The 16,049-nt window shown below is 56.7% G+C and carries 15 protein-coding genes and 1 pseudogene; 8 read left to right on the top strand and 8 right to left on the bottom strand.

Annotated elements, in window-relative coordinates; all coding sequences use genetic code 11:
* Nucleotides 1–60: 60 nt before the first annotated feature.
* Nucleotides 61–651 (bottom strand): NAD(P)H-dependent oxidoreductase, encoded by a 591-nt coding sequence (locus FFS64_RS14855; RefSeq protein WP_137806001.1) that lies wholly within the window; start codon nt 649–651, stop codon nt 61–63.
* A 163-nt stretch (nt 652–814) separates the two neighbouring features.
* Between FFS64_RS14855 and FFS64_RS14850 the strand changes: the two genes are divergently transcribed.
* Nucleotides 815–1,129, top strand: coding sequence for a putative quinol monooxygenase (locus FFS64_RS14850; protein ID WP_137806000.1), 315 nt, complete (start codon nt 815–817; stop codon nt 1,127–1,129).
* A 3-nt stretch (nt 1,130–1,132) separates the two neighbouring features.
* On the opposite strand, the gene FFS64_RS14845 is transcribed toward FFS64_RS14850, so the two are convergent.
* Nucleotides 1,133–1,897 carry a sulfite exporter TauE/SafE family protein gene (locus tag FFS64_RS14845; protein ID WP_137805999.1) on the bottom strand — a complete coding sequence of 255 codons (765 nt, stop codon included), beginning with the start codon at nt 1,895–1,897 and terminating at the stop codon, nt 1,133–1,135.
* Nucleotides 1,898–2,041: 144 nt separating this feature from the next.
* Between FFS64_RS14845 and FFS64_RS14840 the strand changes: the two genes are divergently transcribed.
* From FFS64_RS14840 to FFS64_RS14820, 5 genes and pseudogenes are all read left to right on the top strand, one after another.
* Nucleotides 2,042–2,944, top strand: a complete 903-nt coding sequence (locus tag FFS64_RS14840) for a LysR substrate-binding domain-containing protein (RefSeq protein WP_137805998.1) — start codon at nt 2,042–2,044, stop codon at nt 2,942–2,944.
* Nucleotides 2,945–3,049: 105 nt separating this feature from the next.
* A complete protein-coding gene (locus tag FFS64_RS14835; RefSeq protein ID WP_137805997.1) occupies nt 3,050–4,453 on the top strand; it encodes an amino acid permease in 1,404 nt (467 codons plus the stop codon).
* 167 nt (nt 4,454–4,620) lie between these two features.
* Nucleotides 4,621–4,971, top strand: a complete 351-nt coding sequence (locus FFS64_RS14830; protein ID WP_077048014.1) for a cupin domain-containing protein — start codon at nt 4,621–4,623, stop codon at nt 4,969–4,971.
* Nucleotides 4,972–5,439: 468 nt separating this feature from the next.
* Nucleotides 5,440–6,840: a GABA permease gene (gene gabP, locus FFS64_RS14825; protein ID WP_137805996.1), complete on the top strand. Its 1,401-nt coding sequence runs from the start codon at nt 5,440–5,442 to the stop codon at nt 6,838–6,840.
* 178 nt (nt 6,841–7,018) lie between these two features.
* A pseudogene (locus tag FFS64_RS14820) lies at nt 7,019–7,375 on the top strand (helix-turn-helix domain-containing protein); the annotation flags it as partial.
* A 141-nt stretch (nt 7,376–7,516) separates the two neighbouring features.
* Here FFS64_RS14820 and mmsB read toward each other — a convergent pair.
* Nucleotides 7,517–8,404: a 3-hydroxyisobutyrate dehydrogenase gene (gene mmsB / locus FFS64_RS14815; protein WP_137805995.1), complete on the bottom strand. Its 888-nt coding sequence runs from the start codon at nt 8,402–8,404 to the stop codon at nt 7,517–7,519.
* 10 nt (nt 8,405–8,414) lie between these two features.
* On the bottom strand, nt 8,415–9,941 hold the full coding sequence (locus tag FFS64_RS14810) for a CoA-acylating methylmalonate-semialdehyde dehydrogenase (protein WP_095194054.1): 1,527 nt from the start codon (nt 9,939–9,941) through the stop codon (nt 8,415–8,417).
* Nucleotides 9,942–10,102: 161 nt separating this feature from the next.
* On the opposite strand from FFS64_RS14810, the gene FFS64_RS14805 reads away from it, so the two are divergent.
* On the top strand, nt 10,103–11,050 hold the full coding sequence (locus FFS64_RS14805) for a LysR family transcriptional regulator (RefSeq protein ID WP_137805994.1): 948 nt from the start codon (nt 10,103–10,105) through the stop codon (nt 11,048–11,050).
* Between the two features lie 464 nt (nt 11,051–11,514).
* On the opposite strand, the gene FFS64_RS14800 is transcribed toward FFS64_RS14805, so the two are convergent.
* The gene (locus FFS64_RS14800) at nt 11,515–12,222 is read right to left on the bottom strand and encodes a hypothetical protein (protein WP_137805993.1); all 708 of its coding nucleotides are present in this window, start codon (nt 12,220–12,222) and stop codon (nt 11,515–11,517) included.
* Between the two features lie 212 nt (nt 12,223–12,434).
* Between FFS64_RS14800 and FFS64_RS14795 the strand changes: the two genes are divergently transcribed.
* On the top strand, nt 12,435–13,559 hold the full coding sequence (locus FFS64_RS14795) for an HNH endonuclease signature motif containing protein (RefSeq protein ID WP_137805992.1): 1,125 nt from the start codon (nt 12,435–12,437) through the stop codon (nt 13,557–13,559).
* 243 nt (nt 13,560–13,802) lie between these two features.
* On the opposite strand, the gene FFS64_RS14790 is transcribed toward FFS64_RS14795, so the two are convergent.
* The 3 genes from FFS64_RS14790 to FFS64_RS14780 form a co-directional block, all read right to left on the bottom strand.
* Nucleotides 13,803–14,315, bottom strand: a complete 513-nt coding sequence (locus FFS64_RS14790) for an HNH endonuclease (protein ID WP_171017092.1) — start codon at nt 14,313–14,315, stop codon at nt 13,803–13,805.
* A 374-nt stretch (nt 14,316–14,689) separates the two neighbouring features.
* A complete protein-coding gene (locus FFS64_RS14785) occupies nt 14,690–15,259 on the bottom strand; it encodes a hypothetical protein (protein ID WP_137805990.1) in 570 nt (189 codons plus the stop codon).
* A gap of 363 nt (nt 15,260–15,622) precedes the next feature.
* A complete protein-coding gene (locus tag FFS64_RS14780; protein WP_137805989.1) occupies nt 15,623–15,874 on the bottom strand; it encodes a hypothetical protein in 252 nt (83 codons plus the stop codon).
* Nucleotides 15,875–16,049: the final 175 nt, after the last annotated feature.

Genomic DNA, 16,049 nt, shown 5'->3' with positions numbered 1-16,049 from the left:
GTATATCCCCTTATCGATAGCCCATCACTATACGTTCAGGCTTTCGATAGTAGCCGAGCGTTACGCCTTGAGGCCAAACACCTCAGTCAAATGCTGCTCATAACGCACCACGTCGGCCTCGATGTTCGGGCGCTTCATCACATCCACACAGAGGAATGTCTGCAAGCCAGTCATGCCGAGGAACTCGTTGGCCTTGTGGAACGGGAAGTACACCGCGTCCACGCCCTTGGCTTCGAAGAAGTCGGTCGGGTCATCGAAGGCTTGCTGCGGTGCGTTCCAAGTCAGCGACAACATGTACTGCTTGCCCTGAATCAGGCCGCCGCTGCCGTACTTCTGCGACGCATCGGAACGGGTGCGGCCATCGCTGGCGTAGAGACTGCCGTGACCTTCGGTGAACACTTCGTCGATGTACTTCTTGACGGTCCACGGCGCGCCCATCCACCAGCCTGGCATCTGGTAAATGATCACGTCGGCCCAGAGGAATTTGGCGACCTCTTCAGCGACGTCGTAGCCCTCGTCGATGAAGGTGGTTTTGACATCCATGCCGCCACGATCCAGCACGCTCAATGCCGCTTCGTGCAGGGTGGCGTTGTAGCGACCGTCGGAGTGAGCGAATTTTTTGCCGCCATTGAGCAACAGAACTTTTTTCATGGGTAGGTCTCGGGAAGGTCAGAAATTGATGGCGGCAGAATAGCGATGGGCTTCGCGCGGAATAAGCGCGCCTTTCGCAAAATTCATTTGACCTACACGCACGAATCGTCAGGCGATTGTTGCCTTAGACTTGGCACCAGTTCTGTCCCGAGGAGACAATTTCATGAGTGAAATGCAAGGTTTCATCCTGCATGCCAAGACCCGCCCGGAAAAATCCGATGCCTTCGAAGCGTTTTTCAGCCGCCATGTGGAAGCGAGCCGTGCCGAACCCGGCTGCATCGAGTACCACATGCTGCGCGACAAACAGGACCCGACCCTGTTTATCTTCTATGAGATCTGGCAGTCCCAGGCCCACCTGGACGTGCACTCGAACCTGCCACACATGAAGCAGTTTCTTGATCAGCGCGATGAGTACCTGGAACGGGACTTCGAGATCCGCGCCATCGAAATGATCAGCCCCCCATCCAATAACCGCTAGCTGCTAGCCGCTGATCAGCAAATGGCCGCCGAGTAATCCCAGGCCAACGAAGAACACACGCTTGAACAACAGGGCGCTGATCCGCTGGCGCAGCCACTGCCCCAGCCACATGCCGAGCACCGCCGGGATCAGCGCCAGCAGCGATGCACTCAACTCTCCACCGCCGAGGGCGCCGCGCCATAACAGTCCGCCAGCCAGGGCCAGGGTCGAGACGGTGAATGACAGCCCCAGCGCCTGCACCAGCTCATCCTTGCTCAAACCCAGCGCTTGCAGATACGGCACGGCCGGAATCACGAACACGCCGGTGGCCGAGGTGATCACGCCCGTCAGCACCCCGCACAACGGACCGAGCCAAGGTTCGCTGCGTCCGCCGACGCGCAGGGTAGGCAGGAACAACCCACTCAACGCATAAAGCAACAACGCCGCGCCCAAACCCCGCACCACCCAATGCCCTCCGGCCATGCCGATCCACAGCGTGCCCGCCCCCGTTCCGATGAAGATCGCCAGCAACATCGGCCACAGCCGTTTGATCAACCCGAGCAGATGCCCACCGAATGCCAGTTGCCAGACGTTGGTCAGCGTCGCCGGGATGATCAGCAATGCGGCTGCCTGCGACGGCGCCATAGCCAGACCGAGCAAGCCCATGGCGATGGTCGGCAAACCAAGACCGATCACGCCCTTGATCATGCCAGCCAGCAGGAAGGTGGCAATGACCAGCAATGAAAGGGTCAGACCAAGGTTTTGGTAGAACGAGGCGAGTGTATTCATGGGGCTATCGTGAGCCCGGATCGGCCGGTTGAAAATCTGCCATATACTGAGGGTGCCTCTGTCATAACAAGAGGCTGAAGTATGGATTGAGGCTTGCCCGCGAAGGCGTCCGCCCAGACAACATCACATTCAAAGGTTGTACCGATGCACTTCGACCTCACCGATCTGCGCCTCTTCCTGCACATCCTCGACACCGGCAACATCACCGCCGGCGCCGCCCGCAGTCATCTGTCACTCGCAGCGGCGAGCGCGCGCATCCGCGCAATGGAAACGTCACTCGGCATTGATTTTCTGGAGCGCGGCCGCCGCGGAGTGACCCCCACGCCTGCGGGAAAAGCCCTGGCACAACACGCCCGCACCCTGCTGCAACACGCCGAGCGCATGCAGCAGGACCTGGCCGAATACGCCAACGGCGTCAAAGGCCAGGTGCGATTGCTGTGCAACACCACGGCGATCACCGAATACCTGCCGGAGTTGCTCGCCGACTTCCTGCGTGATCACCCCAACCTCGACATCGACTTGCAGGAACTGCCCAGTACGCGCATCACCCACGCTCTGCACCAAGGCGCTGCGGACCTGGGAATCGTCTCCGATGCGGTGGACACCCACACCCTCGACACCCTGCCCTTTCGCGACGATCCGCTGGTGCTGATCATGCCGCCCGGGCATCCCTTGGCGGGTAGCGAACCACCGAGTTTCAGCGACACGTTGCTGCACCACTACGTCGGCCTGACCGCCAACAGCGCCTTGGCGGTGTACCTGGAAGAGCAGGCTTTGCACACAGGGATGCGCATGCAAATCCGTATCCGTGCCGAAGGCTTCGACGCGGTGATGCGCATGGTCGCGCACGGTGCCGGACTGGGAATTGTGCCGCTGGCGGCCCTCCAGCGCTGGACCGTGGCTCAACCGCTGAAAAGCTTCGCGCTGAAGGAGCCATGGGCGCAGCGAAAACTGTTGCTGTGCGCACGCTCATTCGAGCATTTGCCCGGCTATACCAGAGCCTTGTTCGAAGTGTTGCGTAGCGCAAACCGCCGTGAAAATCCTTGAAAATCACCGTTTGGCCCTACACATGGCTGTATAACGAAGAGGTGACCCGGAGTAATATTCGCCCTTTGAAATCAGGCCTGGCCACAACAACCAGAAGGGAACCAGATGGCGGATGAAATCTTGCAACAGGGGACGCTCAAGCGGGGGCTGAAAAATCGTCATATTCAGCTGATCGCCTTGGGTGGAGCCATTGGTACAGGACTGTTCCTGGGCTCCGCCGGGGTACTCAAGTCCGCTGGACCGTCGATGATCCTCGGCTACGCGATTGCCGGGTTTATCGCATTTCTGATCATGCGCCAGCTCGGCGAAATGATTGTTGAAGAGCCGGTGGCCGGCTCCTTCAGTCACTTTGCCCACAACTACTGGGGCGGTTTCGCCGGTTTCCTGTCCGGCTGGAACTACTGGGTACTTTATGTGCTGGTGGGCATGGCCGAGCTGACCGCCGTCGGCAAGTACGTGCAGTTCTGGTGGCCGGAGGTGCCGACCTGGGTCAGCGCCGCGGTGTTCTTCGTGCTGGTCAACCTGATCAATACGCTGAACGTCAAAGTCTTCGGTGAAATGGAATTCTGGTTCGCGATCATCAAGGTCGTGGCCATCATCGGCATGATCGTCCTGGGTTGCTACCTGCTGATCAGCGGCACCGGCGGCCCGCAAGCCTCGGTGAGCAACCTGTGGGACCACGGCGGGTTCTTCCCCAATGGCTACAGCGGCCTGCTCATGGCGATGGCGTTCATCATGTTCTCCTTCGGCGGCCTGGAGCTGGTCGGCATCACCGCTGCTGAAGCCAGCGAGCCGCGCAAGGTCATTCCCAAGGCCATCAACCAAGTGGTTTACCGGGTGCTGATCTTTTACGTCGGCGCGCTGACCGTGCTGCTGTCGCTGTATCCGTGGGACCAACTGCTGCAGACACTGGGCGCGTCGGGCGATGCCTACAGCGGCAGCCCGTTCGTACAGATTTTCGCCCTGATCGGCAGCGACACGGCCGCACAAATCCTCAACTTCGTAGTGCTCACCGCGGCGCTGTCGGTCTACAACAGCGGCGTCTACTGCAACAGCCGCATGCTCTACGGCCTGGCCGAACAAGGCGATGCGCCCAAGGTATTGATGAAACTGAACAAGCAGGGCGTGCCGTTACTGGCACTGGGAGTATCGGCGCTGATCACCATGCTGGCCGTGCTGGTCAACTACGTCGCGCCGCAGGAAGCGCTTGAGCTGCTGTTCGCCCTGGTAGTCGCGTCCCTGATGATCAACTGGGCGCTGATCAGCCTGACGCACCTGAGGTTCCGCAAGGCCATGGGTCAACGCGGCATCGTGCCAGGCTTCAAGGCCTTCTGGTCGCCGTACACCAACTACCTGTGCCTGGCGTTCATGGCCGTGATCATCTTCGTCATCTGGATGATTCCGCCAGTACGCGCCTCGGTGTACGCGATGCCGGTGTGGGTGTTGGTGATCTACGGTTGCTACCGGTTGCGCATGGCCAGGCATCGAAACCTGCCAGTGGCTCAGTAACCCTGCCCAATAAAACGCCCCGGCATTCGATGAATGCCGGGGCGTTTTTCATGGGGTGCACAGATCACCGAGCGCTTCTGGATACCTCAATGTCGAGTACAGACAACTCGGACAGCGCCAAGCCCGTCAGGATGCGCCTTCAGTTCTCTCCAACGCCCGGAGTCATCATGACCGCAAACGCACCGATTACCGTACTTCGCGACACCCACCCGCTGCCCGTACTCGACGCCTGCAAATGGGAAAAACTCGAAGGCGACCCGCACACCGTCAACCTCAACGCCTACACCAGCGAAGACGGCAGCAAGATCATGGGCACCTGGATCTGCACGCCGGGCAAGTGGTACGTGGAATACGTGAAGTGGGAATACTGCGATTTCCGCGAGGGCTACTGCATCATCACCCCGGAAGGCAAAGAGCCAATCCACCTGCGTGCCGGTGACATTTTCGTCATCGAACCGGGGATGAAAGGCACCTGGGAAGTGGTGGAAACCGTTCGCAAGTATTTTGTGTTTGCCTGATCCCTGCGCAAAACGACACCCGATTACAAAAGCGACACCCACAACGAGTCGTTACCCAAGTAACGACTCGTTGCGCAATACGCCCTCCATAAACGCACTCGCCCCCCTCCCGAACCCCCAACCCACGCTCAAAATACCCGCGCTAGACGCTTCGCCGCGACATCGGCAGAATGCTCGAAAACCAAGTGATTGCTTTCTGCCACTCCGTGACCCACTGGTTTTCATCACGAACGCAAAGCTTGCCCGTGTCGATTTCAGATACGGAGGTGGCGCGATCAGGTAACGGGAGCGCCGGACAAGCCGGGTAAGGTGGTGCTGCTTTTCACCGATATAACCACATCGCGATGATGGGTTTGACCAAAACGACAGCGTCTGGAGGGCGCAGCGTTCAGAAAGGGCATCCGGCAACCGTCACAATCACGACCCCCATCAGCACGCTCAAATGTCGTTCACCAGAGAAAAAAAATAATGATTAGCCCGACCTCCAAGGATTCCAGTGGCCAATTGGCGCAGGGCTTCAAGCCTCGTCACGTCACCATGTTGTCTATCGCCGGGATTATCGGCGCCGGTTTGTTCGTAGGTTCGGGGCATGCCATTGCGGCCGCTGGCCCGGCCGTATTGCTGGCCTATCTGTTCTCGGGTCTGCTGGTCGTTCTGGTCATGCGCATGCTCGGTGAAATGGCTGTGGCCAATCCCGATACCGGTTCGTTTTCCACCTATGCCGACCAGGCCATCGGCCGCTGGGCGGGCTTCACTATCGGTTGGCTGTATTGGTGGTTCTGGGTGCTGGTGATCCCTATCGAAGCGCTGGCCGCAGGCCATGTGCTGAACCAGTGGTTTCCCCAGCTCGATGCGTGGCTGTTCGCCCTGCTATCGATCATTGCGTTGGTGATCACCAATCTGTTCAGTGTCTCCAAGTACGGCGAATTCGAATTCTGGTTCGCCATGGCCAAGGTCGTGGCAATCATTGGTTTCATCGGCGTGGGTTTCGCGGTGTTGATGGGTTGGATTCCCGATCGGGAAGTCAGCGGCTTGAGCGGCCTGATGGCCGAACACGGCGGGTTCGCGCCCAATGGCCTGTCGGCGGTCGTGGGCGCCTTCATCACCATCATGTTCAGCTTCATCGGTACCGAGGCGGTGACCATCGCCGCCGCCGAATCCGACAACCCGTCGCAGAACATTGCCAAGGCCACGCGTTCGGTGATCTGGCGCATCGGCGTGTTTTATCTGTTGTCGATTTTCGTGGTCATCTCCGTGGTGCCCTGGAACGATCCACTGCTGGCCGAGGTAGGTTCCTACCAGCGAGCGCTGGAAATCATGAACATCCCCCACGCCAAGTTCATGGTGGATGTGGTCGTGCTGATCGCCGTGGCCAGCTGCATGAACTCTTCGATCTATATCGCCTCGCGCATGCTGTACTCACTGGGGCGTCGTGGCGATGCGCCGAAAGCGCTGAAGGCGACCTCCTCCGAAGGCGTGCCACGGGCGGCGGTCATCGCCAGTACGGTGTTGGGGGCGGCGATTACCGTCTGGAGCTACTTCATGCCCGCCGGGTTGTTTGAGTTCCTGCTGGCCAGCTCCGGCGCGATTGCCTTGCTGGTGTACCTGGCCATCGCGGTATCGCAGTTGCGCATGCGCCGGATGCTGCGTCGACAGAACGTCGAGCTGGCCTTTCGCATGTGGTTATTTCCATGGCTGACGTGGCTGGTGATCGCGTTCATTTGCGCTGCGCTGGCCGTGATGATGATCTCCCCGCAACACCGTACCGAAGTGTCGACGACCATTGGCCTGGCACTGGCGATTTCCTTTATCGGCCTGGTCACGTCGCGTCACCCTGCACAGCCTGCAAGGGCGACGTCCGTGGGATAACGCAAGAGAAAAACCGGTTGCGCACACCAGAGGCACGGCGCTCGACGCTACCGTGCCTCTGGCCGTCATCGCTCTTCGTGAGGACACGACCACGATGTGATCAAAGTCCCCCCTGCTGGACGGCAAACCGACCCGATGCGTCGGTTTTCTACTACTGGATCAATTCACCCTTGTGGATCTGTCACATCGACAGTTGGAGCGGCTATTCCAGAAATACCTGAACTGCACGCCATCACGTTACTACCTCAGATTGCGTCTGATCCGGGCTCGGCAATTGCTCAAGCAAACGTCAATGTCGCTCATTGAACTGGCGACGGTCTGCGGTTTCGTGTCCACGCCGCACTTTTCCAAATGCTATCGCGAGTACTTCGGCGTTCCACCGAGCGATGAGCGTGCCGGCTCGGAAATGAGTCGCAAGCCAGCGGTCCCTGTCATTGCTCAGCAGGCATCGACTCGGCCGCTGACAGCGCTGGACCAGGCAAGAAATGAATCGACCTTTGCCAGCGTGCGAATGCGTGATCGAACCTGGCCATGATCCTTTTCACGCATAAAAAACCGGGAAATCACCCGACGTGATTTCCCGGTAAATATCGATGCGCACATGCTGTATCTGTGGGAGCGAGCCTGCTTGCTCCCACAGATTTCTAACTCAAACCCAACTTGTCGCAGCCGTCCGTTACTGCGGTTTGCGATAGCTGTTGATGATCGCAGAGAAGTCATTCCCGCCTTCCCCACGCAGGCTCATCGCCTGATACAACTGCTGGGCCACCGCACCAAGCACCACCGGCTGATGCGCCTGACGTGCCGCTTCCGTGGCCAGCCCCAGATCCTTGAGCATCAATTCCGCACCGAAGCCGCCGGTATAGCCACGCGAGGCTGGCGCCGTTTCGACGATGCCAGGCCACGGGTTGTACATCTCCGAACTCCAGCAACGCCCGGTGGAGCTGTTGATGATGCCGGCCAGCACTTTGGTGTCGATACCCAACGCGTCGCCCAAGGCCATGGCCTCGCTGACGCCGACCATGGAAATCCCCAACAGCAGGTTGTTGCAGATCTTCGCGATCTGCCCGGTGCCGACTTCACCGCAGTGGACGATGTTGCGCCCCATCTGCGCCAGCACCGGTTGCAGAGTGGCGAACAAATCCGCCGTCCCGCCGACCATGAAGGTCAGCGTCCCGGCCGCCGCACCACCGGTGCCACCGGAAACCGGCGCATCGGCCATGGCCACACCCTGCTTGGCCGCAGCAGCGGCCACGTCACGGGCGGTCTGTGGGTCGATGGTGCTGCAATCCACCGCCGGCACACCCTTGCCGATACCGGCGAGCACACCATCCTCACCGAGCCAGACACTGCGCACATGCACGGCAGCCGGCAGCATGGTGATCACCAGTTCCGCGCCCTGTGCCGCTTCCCGGGCCGACGCACTGATGCTGCCGCCCAGTTGTTCCAGCTCTGCCAACACGGCTTTGTTCAGATCGACCAGGCGCAATGAATGGCCAGCCTTGATCAGGTTGCGCGCCATCGGCGCGCCCATGTTGCCGAGACCGATAAAAGCGATTTTCATGTCCGGCTCCTTAACGCAAGTTGATGGTGGTGTTCACACCGTCGTTGACGCTGTCATCGTCAAACCAGCGGCTGGTGACGGTCTTGGTCTGAGTGTAGAACTGCACCACTTGCTTGCCATACGGACCGAGGTCGCCGAGCTTGGAACCACGGGAACCGGTGAAGCTGAAGAACGGGACCGGTACTGGAATCGGAATGTTGATGCCGACCTGGCCAACGTCGATCTCGGTCTGGAATTTGCGCGCCGCTGCACCACTCTGGGTGAACAGGCCCGTGCCGTTGCCGAACGGGTTGGCGTTGACCAGGGCAATGGCCTCGTCGAGGGTGGCGACTTCCAGAACCACCAGCACCGGGCCGAAGATTTCCTGGGTGTAGATCTGCATGTCAGTGGTCACGCCGGAGAACAGGGTCGGGCCGACAAAGTTACCCTTTTCGTAACCAGGTACCGAGATCTCGCGACCATCCAGTTCCAGCTTGGCGCCTTCCTTGATGCCGCTTTCGATCAGATCGAGAATCCGCGCCTTGGCTTTTTTCGAGATCACCGGCCCCACATCGGTACCCGGCTCGCTGCCGGCATTGACCTTGAGTTTCTGCGCCAGCGCCTTCAGGTCCGGCAGCCATTGCTTGGCCGCGCCCACCAACACCACCACAGACGTGGCCATGCAGCGCTGCCCGGCCGCGCCGAAGCCGGCACCCACCAGCGCATTCAGCGCCTGTTCTCGATTGGCATCCGGCAGCACCACGGCGTGGTTCTTGGCGCCCATCATCGATTGCACGCGCTTGCCGTGCTTGCCGGCCAGGTCGTAGACGTGAGTACCGACCGCGGTCGAACCGACGAAGGAAACAGCCTTGATGTCTTTGTGGGTGCAGAGCCCGTCCACCACGTCCTTGCCGCCATGCACAACGTTGAGCACGCCTGCCGGAATGCCGGCTTCGATGGCCAGTTCCACCAGCAGCATGGTCGACATCGGGTCCTGTTCGGAAGGCTTGAGTACAAAGGTGTTGCCGCAGGCGATGGCCATCGGGAACATCCACAGCGGGATCATCGCCGGGAAGTTGAACGGGGTGATGCCGGCGCACACACCGATCGGCTGGCGCAAGGTGTAAGTATCAACACCGCCGGCGACGTTTTCAGCGAACTCGCCCATTTGCAGGCTGCCGATGGAACACGCGTGTTCGACCACTTCCAGACCACGGAAAATGTCGCCTTCTGCGTCGGCAATGGTTTTGCCCTGCTCTGCGCTCAGGACCGCGGCGATACGTTTGGAATGCTCGCGAATCAGCGCCTGGAGCTTGAGCATGATGCGCATCCGCGCGCCGATCGGGGTCAGCTTCCAGGTTTGGAAGGCGCGATGGGCCGCACTGATCGCTGCGTCCACTTCCTCAGCGGTGGCGAACGGCACTTTGGCCAGCACTTGCTGGGTCGCCGGGTTGATGATGTCGTGCCATTCGGTGGTCTTGGATTCGACCCACTCACCGTCAATCAACAGCTTGACCTTTTGTACGGTCGTTTCGTTAGGCGTAAGCGATGCGTTCATGTGGGTCTCCTGGACGTTATTCTTGTTGAAGAGAGCTATCAGGGGAGCCAAGGCGAGAAAGTCGCCTTGAGGAGGCGTATGCCGCGAATTGGTTGTCGGGCTGTTTTTGGAGTATAGATGTGCAAACATCTGATAAGAACGCACATAAAAGCCGGTCCAACATGCAAAAAAACATCACGTCGTTAGGCTCGTTGAACTGGGATGACCTCAAGTTTTTCCTCGAAGTCGCCCGGACCCGCAAGGCCAGCACCGCTGCCAAGCGCCTGGCGGTCGACTACACCACCGTGTCGCGGCGCATCAGTTCGCTGGAAGCATCATTGGGCACGTTATTGTTCGAGAAATCCCGGACCAGCGGTTTTGTCCTGACCGCCGAAGGCCAACGGCTGCTGGGTTACGCCGAATCGATCGAAAGTACGCTGCACATGGCCTGCGAGCAGGTCTCGGGCTCCGGCGTGGCGCTGTCCGGTCATGTGCGCATGGGCTGCACCGAAGGGTTCGGCAGCTTCTTCATCACCCCGCAGTTGAGCCACTTCGTCGACGCCTACCCGGCGATCTCGGTGGACATCCTGCCCCTGCCGCACTTCATCAGCCTGTCCAAGCGCGAAGCGGACATCGTCATCGCCCTGGAACGCCCGGAGCACGGACCGTACGTCTGCTGCAAGCTCTGCGATTACCGCTTGCAGCTGTACGCGACCCAGGAATACCTGGACAAACACCCGGCCATCCGCCGCCCGGCCGATCTGGGTAAGCATTCATTCATCAGTTATGTCGACGACCTGGCGTTCAGCTCGGAGCTGCTGTACCTGGCCAACGTCTTGCCCGGCGCCAGCGCCAATTTGCGCAGTACCAGCGTGATTGCCCAGTTCGTGGCGGCGCAGCAAGGGCGATCCCTGGCGATCCTGCCCTGCTTCCTCGCCGCCCAGGACCCACGTTTGCTGCCGGTGTTGCCGGAAGAAATCAACATCACGCGACAGTTCTGGATGTACTGCCGCGAAGACCTGCGCAAGCTCAAGCGGATCACCCTGTTGTGGGATTACATCAGGGAGGTGACGGAGCTAAATGGGCCGTTGTTGTTGGGCCAGACGCGGGAACTGCGGTTTACGGACTGAGTGTCAGGAGGAAGAAAGGTAGGTCCATCGTAACGAGGTCAGCAGGCGCTTGGCAACGGGTTGTGACAGGGTTTGATACAGAATTTGTGACAGTCGAAAGGGTTCTTACAGTGGCGCATACAAGCACGTTAAGGACCCCAAGCAGGCATCGGACTGCGAATCTGCGCCAGGGCGTAGCGGGGGAATCTGCGCGAGAATGATTGATGGGATGAGGGCTCGGAAATTTTCTGCATTTTCGCATTCTGGACCCATTGCATTTGACCTGCGCACCCACAGCCAGAAGGCCAACCGGACAGTCACCCAGACCACTTAGGCTGTCTGGGTAGTCCAGCGAGTTGTACTGACGCCAAGATTCTTTGCGCTCCATCGCGAGCGGATCATTAGCTCAACAACTTGTGCCAGGCTCAGGCTTTTCCAAAAATCTCAAGCCCCCGACGATCTATAGCTTGTTTCGCGGATTGATATTACGCCTGGGTATAAAAAACCTCGTAACTATCAGCATAATTCTTCAACCATTCGTGCTTGGAGATAGAGCGGTGGTCAATTGCAGGATTATTAGCAAGTGCATGCCTAACTGCTTTTACCTTCGCTGCTATCAGCGCTTTAAAACAAATCACTCCGGGTCCTTGCGCCTCAACAGGAAGCATGATGTGAAAAGGCATCAATGCCTTGTGGTCCATTATGTTCACATGTTCCAACCCATCGGAGTCTGTGCGTAGGAAGCCACGAATGAACTCTTCGCACCCTTGCGGGTTCCCCCCTTCGACCAGCGATTTTGCTACTGCATCGTGAGCCAAGACGATACGAGGGTAGTTGGCAACTTGGCTTTCGAGTCGGTGCGCCTCAACTAACGCAGGGCCATAAACAATACTGCCTTGGTGACGTAATTCCCCAACCGCAATACCACCGCGCGATAAGATCCCCACATGAAGGAGGTGCAAGGTAAGAGAGCTGGCAAACTGAATCAACTCCGCCAACTCATGCCCATGGCGAAACGCAATAGAAACGACCATATTGTCTGAGAATGCTGACACCTTATAATTGGACTGGTACTGCCTTGAGGTGATAGTCAGGGCATCCTCTATCAAATCCTCGCGGCGTTCATTTATTAGACGTTTAAATCCAAGGACATCCAAAAACAAAACCGCGCATTGCTCGTAAGTGGCCGCCATCATCAACCTCTGTAAAAATACTCAGATCGCAGGATTGTGCCCTTAACCCACGTCCCGAAACAGACCAGCACTCAAAGAAAAACCCGATGTGCCTGATGTTTCCGTTGGATTCCCGTTGGGGCGACCTACCGACTTTTTTGTGAATGCCCCATCGCGGGACCGCGCAGTAGACGACTACACTATCGGCCACAAAAGTTCAGAGGGAAATCTCCTTGAGTAAATCGTTGAACGACCTAACGTCTCGTGACGCCGTATTAGCAGCCATTCAGGAATTTGAATCGAAGGGTCGAGAGTCTTTTCTGAAGAGCTACGGCTACAAGCCTTCAAGAAGCTACATTCTTCAATTTGAGGGCCGTATTTACGACTCAAAAGCGATCGCAGGCGTTGCATACGGAAAGCAGCACGGCACGCCACTCAAACCTTCAGAGTTTTCCGGAGGAGAAAAAACAGTCGTTAAGTGCTTTGCTCAACTCGGATTTTCTGTAATTCAAACTCCACACCCCGCTCTATTCTTGTCTCGAGGATCCACCTACTTTAGAAAGGACCTTCGAGCCGCGTATGGAGGTCAACTCCAGGCTGGTATCTGGACTCCTAAGAATTTCCCGGTCGTTTTCTTGTTCTCTGGTGAGAGCGGGAAAGTCTATGGATACCACGACGATTGGGTTGATGGCGTTTTTATGTACACCGGCGAAGGTCAAAGCGGCACCATGACATTCACCGGGGGCAACAAAGCAATTCGCGACCACAGAGCAAATGGCAATGATTTGATGCTTTTCAAAGACCTGGGGAAAGGCAAAGGAGTCCGCTACGAAGGTGTTTTCGAGTGCGCTTCTTGGACATTCGTAACACGCCCAGACAAGGAAAACAAAAGCCGTCAGGCCATTGTGTTTAACTTGATGCCGGTCTCCACAGAAGCTCATTCTGAATCACCTTATCAGGCCCCTGATCAATCCGCCCCGTCTACTACTCCGAGCATTACAACTCTGAAAGCGGCCGCATACGCTGCTGCCAATGAGCCGCCACTCCAAACCGACCCGGCAGAAGTAAAACGGTCGTGGTTCAAGCGAAGTGAAGCCGTGAAGCGCTATGTAATAGCCAGGGCGAACGGTAAGTGTGAAGCCTGCGATAAGCCTGCCCCCTTCAAAAAGAAAGACGGCACCCCCTACCTCGAACCTCACCATACCCACCGCCTTGCAGACGAAGGCCCAGACCATCCAGCATGGGTTGGAGCTATTTGCCCTAATTGTCATCGCCGCATCCATTCGGGTGAGGATGGGCAAAATTGGAATATCAGGCTACAGCTTCGGCTACGAGACATAGAACCGCTGTTCGACTAAGGCTGTAGGTACCTACGTCTGTGATGATTGAGTGTTTCTTTATGGACACCTTTCGGATCGCAAGAACTTCGCCGGCTTGGGTCTTGGAAGTCAGTTCATAGCTGGTGGTGTGGAGTCGATTTGAAATCGTAGGGCATCGTCTGGCCCTTCTATTGCTGGCTGAGTGACGAGCGGGTATGCCTGCCGCAATAGTAAGGACTTCTGCACTTCCTATCGATGTCGCAGAAATACCCATACGCGAACTTAGCTATTCCTTGCGAACTCTCCATGATATTGCTTGCGGATTTGATCGACATATTGAATGGCAACGCTAAGGCTATCGAAAATTTTGATAATCGGCCCGTCGCCACCAATACTTACTTTTACTGCATAGCTGATGCCGTACCTCATAATTCCTTTCGGGAGACCATCAGACTTATTACTCCTTCGTTTGGCGTTCCATAGATTTTCTTGAACGGTACACGTTCGAAGGTTCTCCACACTGTTGTTCAACTTATTTCCGTCGATGTGATCGACAACAAGTTCAGCAGGATCGCTCCCGGAATGCATAAAGTAGATTACTCGATTGGTCCTATAGAACTGGTGTTTGAACTGCATACGGTAATAGCCGTCCGTGCCTATGCTAACGACAGGGCCAACTTTTCCATTAGGGCCTCGGGAAGTTGTGATACGGGACAAGCCCGAGGGGCTCGCTGGATCAATCGCATAGGTGGCTTGAAGATCGGTCAGGGAAGGCATTGGAATGTGGGTAGTCATGGTTGGGTCTCCTATATCGAAGTGGGTTGCTCTCAATAGTGAGGGTCTATACCTTGTGTCATTCCTTCCTTCGTGCCCCAACATGTCTTGACGACCACGCGAGCATATTCAATAGATTTTCGACACCCATTGGCGAACTGACTAAATGTTTAAGCGTCTTCAGGTCTAACTCAAAGGCCACTGCCGATACCCTGCGGACAATGAATTTGTCTTTGATGGACTTATCGCTATTGATTGCTTATGCCACCCCTCCCTTATATAAAGTCGTACTTCTGGGCAACGATAAGCTGATCGAACTGCTCTCCCCATCAAGAGCAACCATCATTGAACCGCAAATATTACTTGACTCCCAGACAGACATTCTGAAAGTTCCGCTATTCCGCCTTTCCTATAACTCCCCGCGTTAAATCGGATTGGTGCGCCAGTTCGGCTACCAAGTCAGCCGCAGCAGCCAATTCCTTCAGCTTGGCCGAGTGTCGATTTAAATAGCTCTCGATTCCGTGAACGGCATGTCGAGCCGCTTTTGTGATTTCTTGCGCCGTTCGATTCGACATTCCTGACTGCTGTATTGTTTTGACTACAATAATTTCAAGGTGCAGAGCGGCCAAAACGTCTCCCGAGCGAACTCGAAGTTGACCTTTATTAGAACCAACTGCTGTCGCAACTGAGCCATACACAATATCGTCCAACCACTGCGGTCGATTGGAGCTGATCAATTGAATGATATGAGCTACAGGATTCGCAGTAGATAGCGGAGGTCGTCCTCGACGCAGCCCATTTGGCTTCACAACGAAGCTGTTAGCGGTTTGATGGTTTTCTCGAATCTCTGCCCGGATTCGTCGAACACCGGCAGCAGCCATTGCGGCGTCAGCGGGTAAATTCGGGTCGGCTCGGCGTTGCGCTGCCCACGCTTGAAAATGAGCGGTTGCGGTGAAAGTGGTCATGGCTGGCCCTCATGTTGGTTGATCGACAAGCGGGCGCCTGTCGCAACAGTGAGGGTTTTTCTACAACCACATACAGTGAGGGTTTTTCCAAGCCCGCCAACTGCTCCACAATCACCGCGAACATCACCCCATCAAACGACATGGGTAGGAAGTCGAGCGTGTCATCACGCCGATTACAGAGAGGCGGTTTTTACAGCAGCAATCAAATAACCATGGAATAAGAATGGATAGATACACTCCTACGCGCAAGCAGCAATGCCAAGCCCCAGTTAGTCGCTCAGATTTCACGTAGGAACGCGATAAAAATGGAGCAGGTCGTGCTCAGGGTGACTCACGAGGACTTCCAGCTCGACAACCATGAAATTAAGTCGGATCGTTGAAACGGTGAATCAAGAACCAACATCCAGTGACAGTCATTGCGATTAAGCCAGGCAGAACCGCCATGACTCCAAAATCAACAGCACGCCGGAAATCATTTTCAATGTAGCGCGCAACTATCCAGTTACCTTCTGAGAGACTCAGCCATAGGCACTTTGCCAAAAACACAGTCAAACTACCTATCAAGCCTACAAATAGAAGACCCACCGATAAAGTCATTGCCTTGCGTAGCGTCATAGCTACCTCGTACTTAAGAGTTGATGAAAAGCGGAAAACTACAGCATCAATTAGCTACTACCTGGACTTGCCCCTACAAAACCGGACACCAACTCCCTGTTAAATTGATGCTGCTGCCAAACGCCTGAATTCCCTCGGCGAGCGATAGTTCAAAGCGCTGTGCGGATGCTGCTCG

This window comes from Pseudomonas sp. G(2018) (assembly GCF_005502415.1).
Lineage (GTDB): Bacteria > Pseudomonadota > Gammaproteobacteria > Pseudomonadales > Pseudomonadaceae > Aquipseudomonas.
Note: the sequence above shows the minus strand (reverse complement) of the source record. Positions and strands in the feature narration are given on the sequence as shown.

Excerpts from the sequence above, each read along its gene's own strand:
- FFS64_RS14855 (WP_137806001.1), bottom strand. The coding sequence starts at position 651 with ATGAAAAAAGTTCTGTTGCTCAATGGCGGCAAAAAATTCGCTCACTCC.
- FFS64_RS14850 (WP_137806000.1), top strand. The coding sequence starts at position 815 with ATGAGTGAAATGCAAGGTTTCATCCTGCATGCCAAGACCCGCCCGGAA.
- FFS64_RS14845 (WP_137805999.1), bottom strand. The coding sequence starts at position 1,897 with ATGAATACACTCGCCTCGTTCTACCAAAACCTTGGTCTGACCCTTTCA.
- FFS64_RS14840 (WP_137805998.1), top strand. The coding sequence starts at position 2,042 with ATGCACTTCGACCTCACCGATCTGCGCCTCTTCCTGCACATCCTCGAC.
- FFS64_RS14835 (WP_137805997.1), top strand. The coding sequence starts at position 3,050 with ATGGCGGATGAAATCTTGCAACAGGGGACGCTCAAGCGGGGGCTGAAA.
- FFS64_RS14830 (WP_077048014.1), top strand. The coding sequence starts at position 4,621 with ATGACCGCAAACGCACCGATTACCGTACTTCGCGACACCCACCCGCTG.
- gabP (WP_137805996.1), top strand. The coding sequence starts at position 5,440 with ATGATTAGCCCGACCTCCAAGGATTCCAGTGGCCAATTGGCGCAGGGC.
- mmsB (WP_137805995.1), bottom strand. The coding sequence starts at position 8,404 with ATGAAAATCGCTTTTATCGGTCTCGGCAACATGGGCGCGCCGATGGCG.
- FFS64_RS14810 (WP_095194054.1), bottom strand. The coding sequence starts at position 9,941 with ATGAACGCATCGCTTACGCCTAACGAAACGACCGTACAAAAGGTCAAG.
- FFS64_RS14805 (WP_137805994.1), top strand. The coding sequence starts at position 10,103 with ATGCAAAAAAACATCACGTCGTTAGGCTCGTTGAACTGGGATGACCTC.
- FFS64_RS14800 (WP_137805993.1), bottom strand. The coding sequence starts at position 12,222 with ATGGCGGCCACTTACGAGCAATGCGCGGTTTTGTTTTTGGATGTCCTT.
- FFS64_RS14790 (WP_171017092.1), bottom strand. The coding sequence starts at position 14,315 with ATGACTACCCACATTCCAATGCCTTCCCTGACCGATCTTCAAGCCACC.
- FFS64_RS14785 (WP_137805990.1), bottom strand. The coding sequence starts at position 15,259 with ATGACCACTTTCACCGCAACCGCTCATTTTCAAGCGTGGGCAGCGCAA.
- FFS64_RS14780 (WP_137805989.1), bottom strand. The coding sequence starts at position 15,874 with ATGACGCTACGCAAGGCAATGACTTTATCGGTGGGTCTTCTATTTGTA.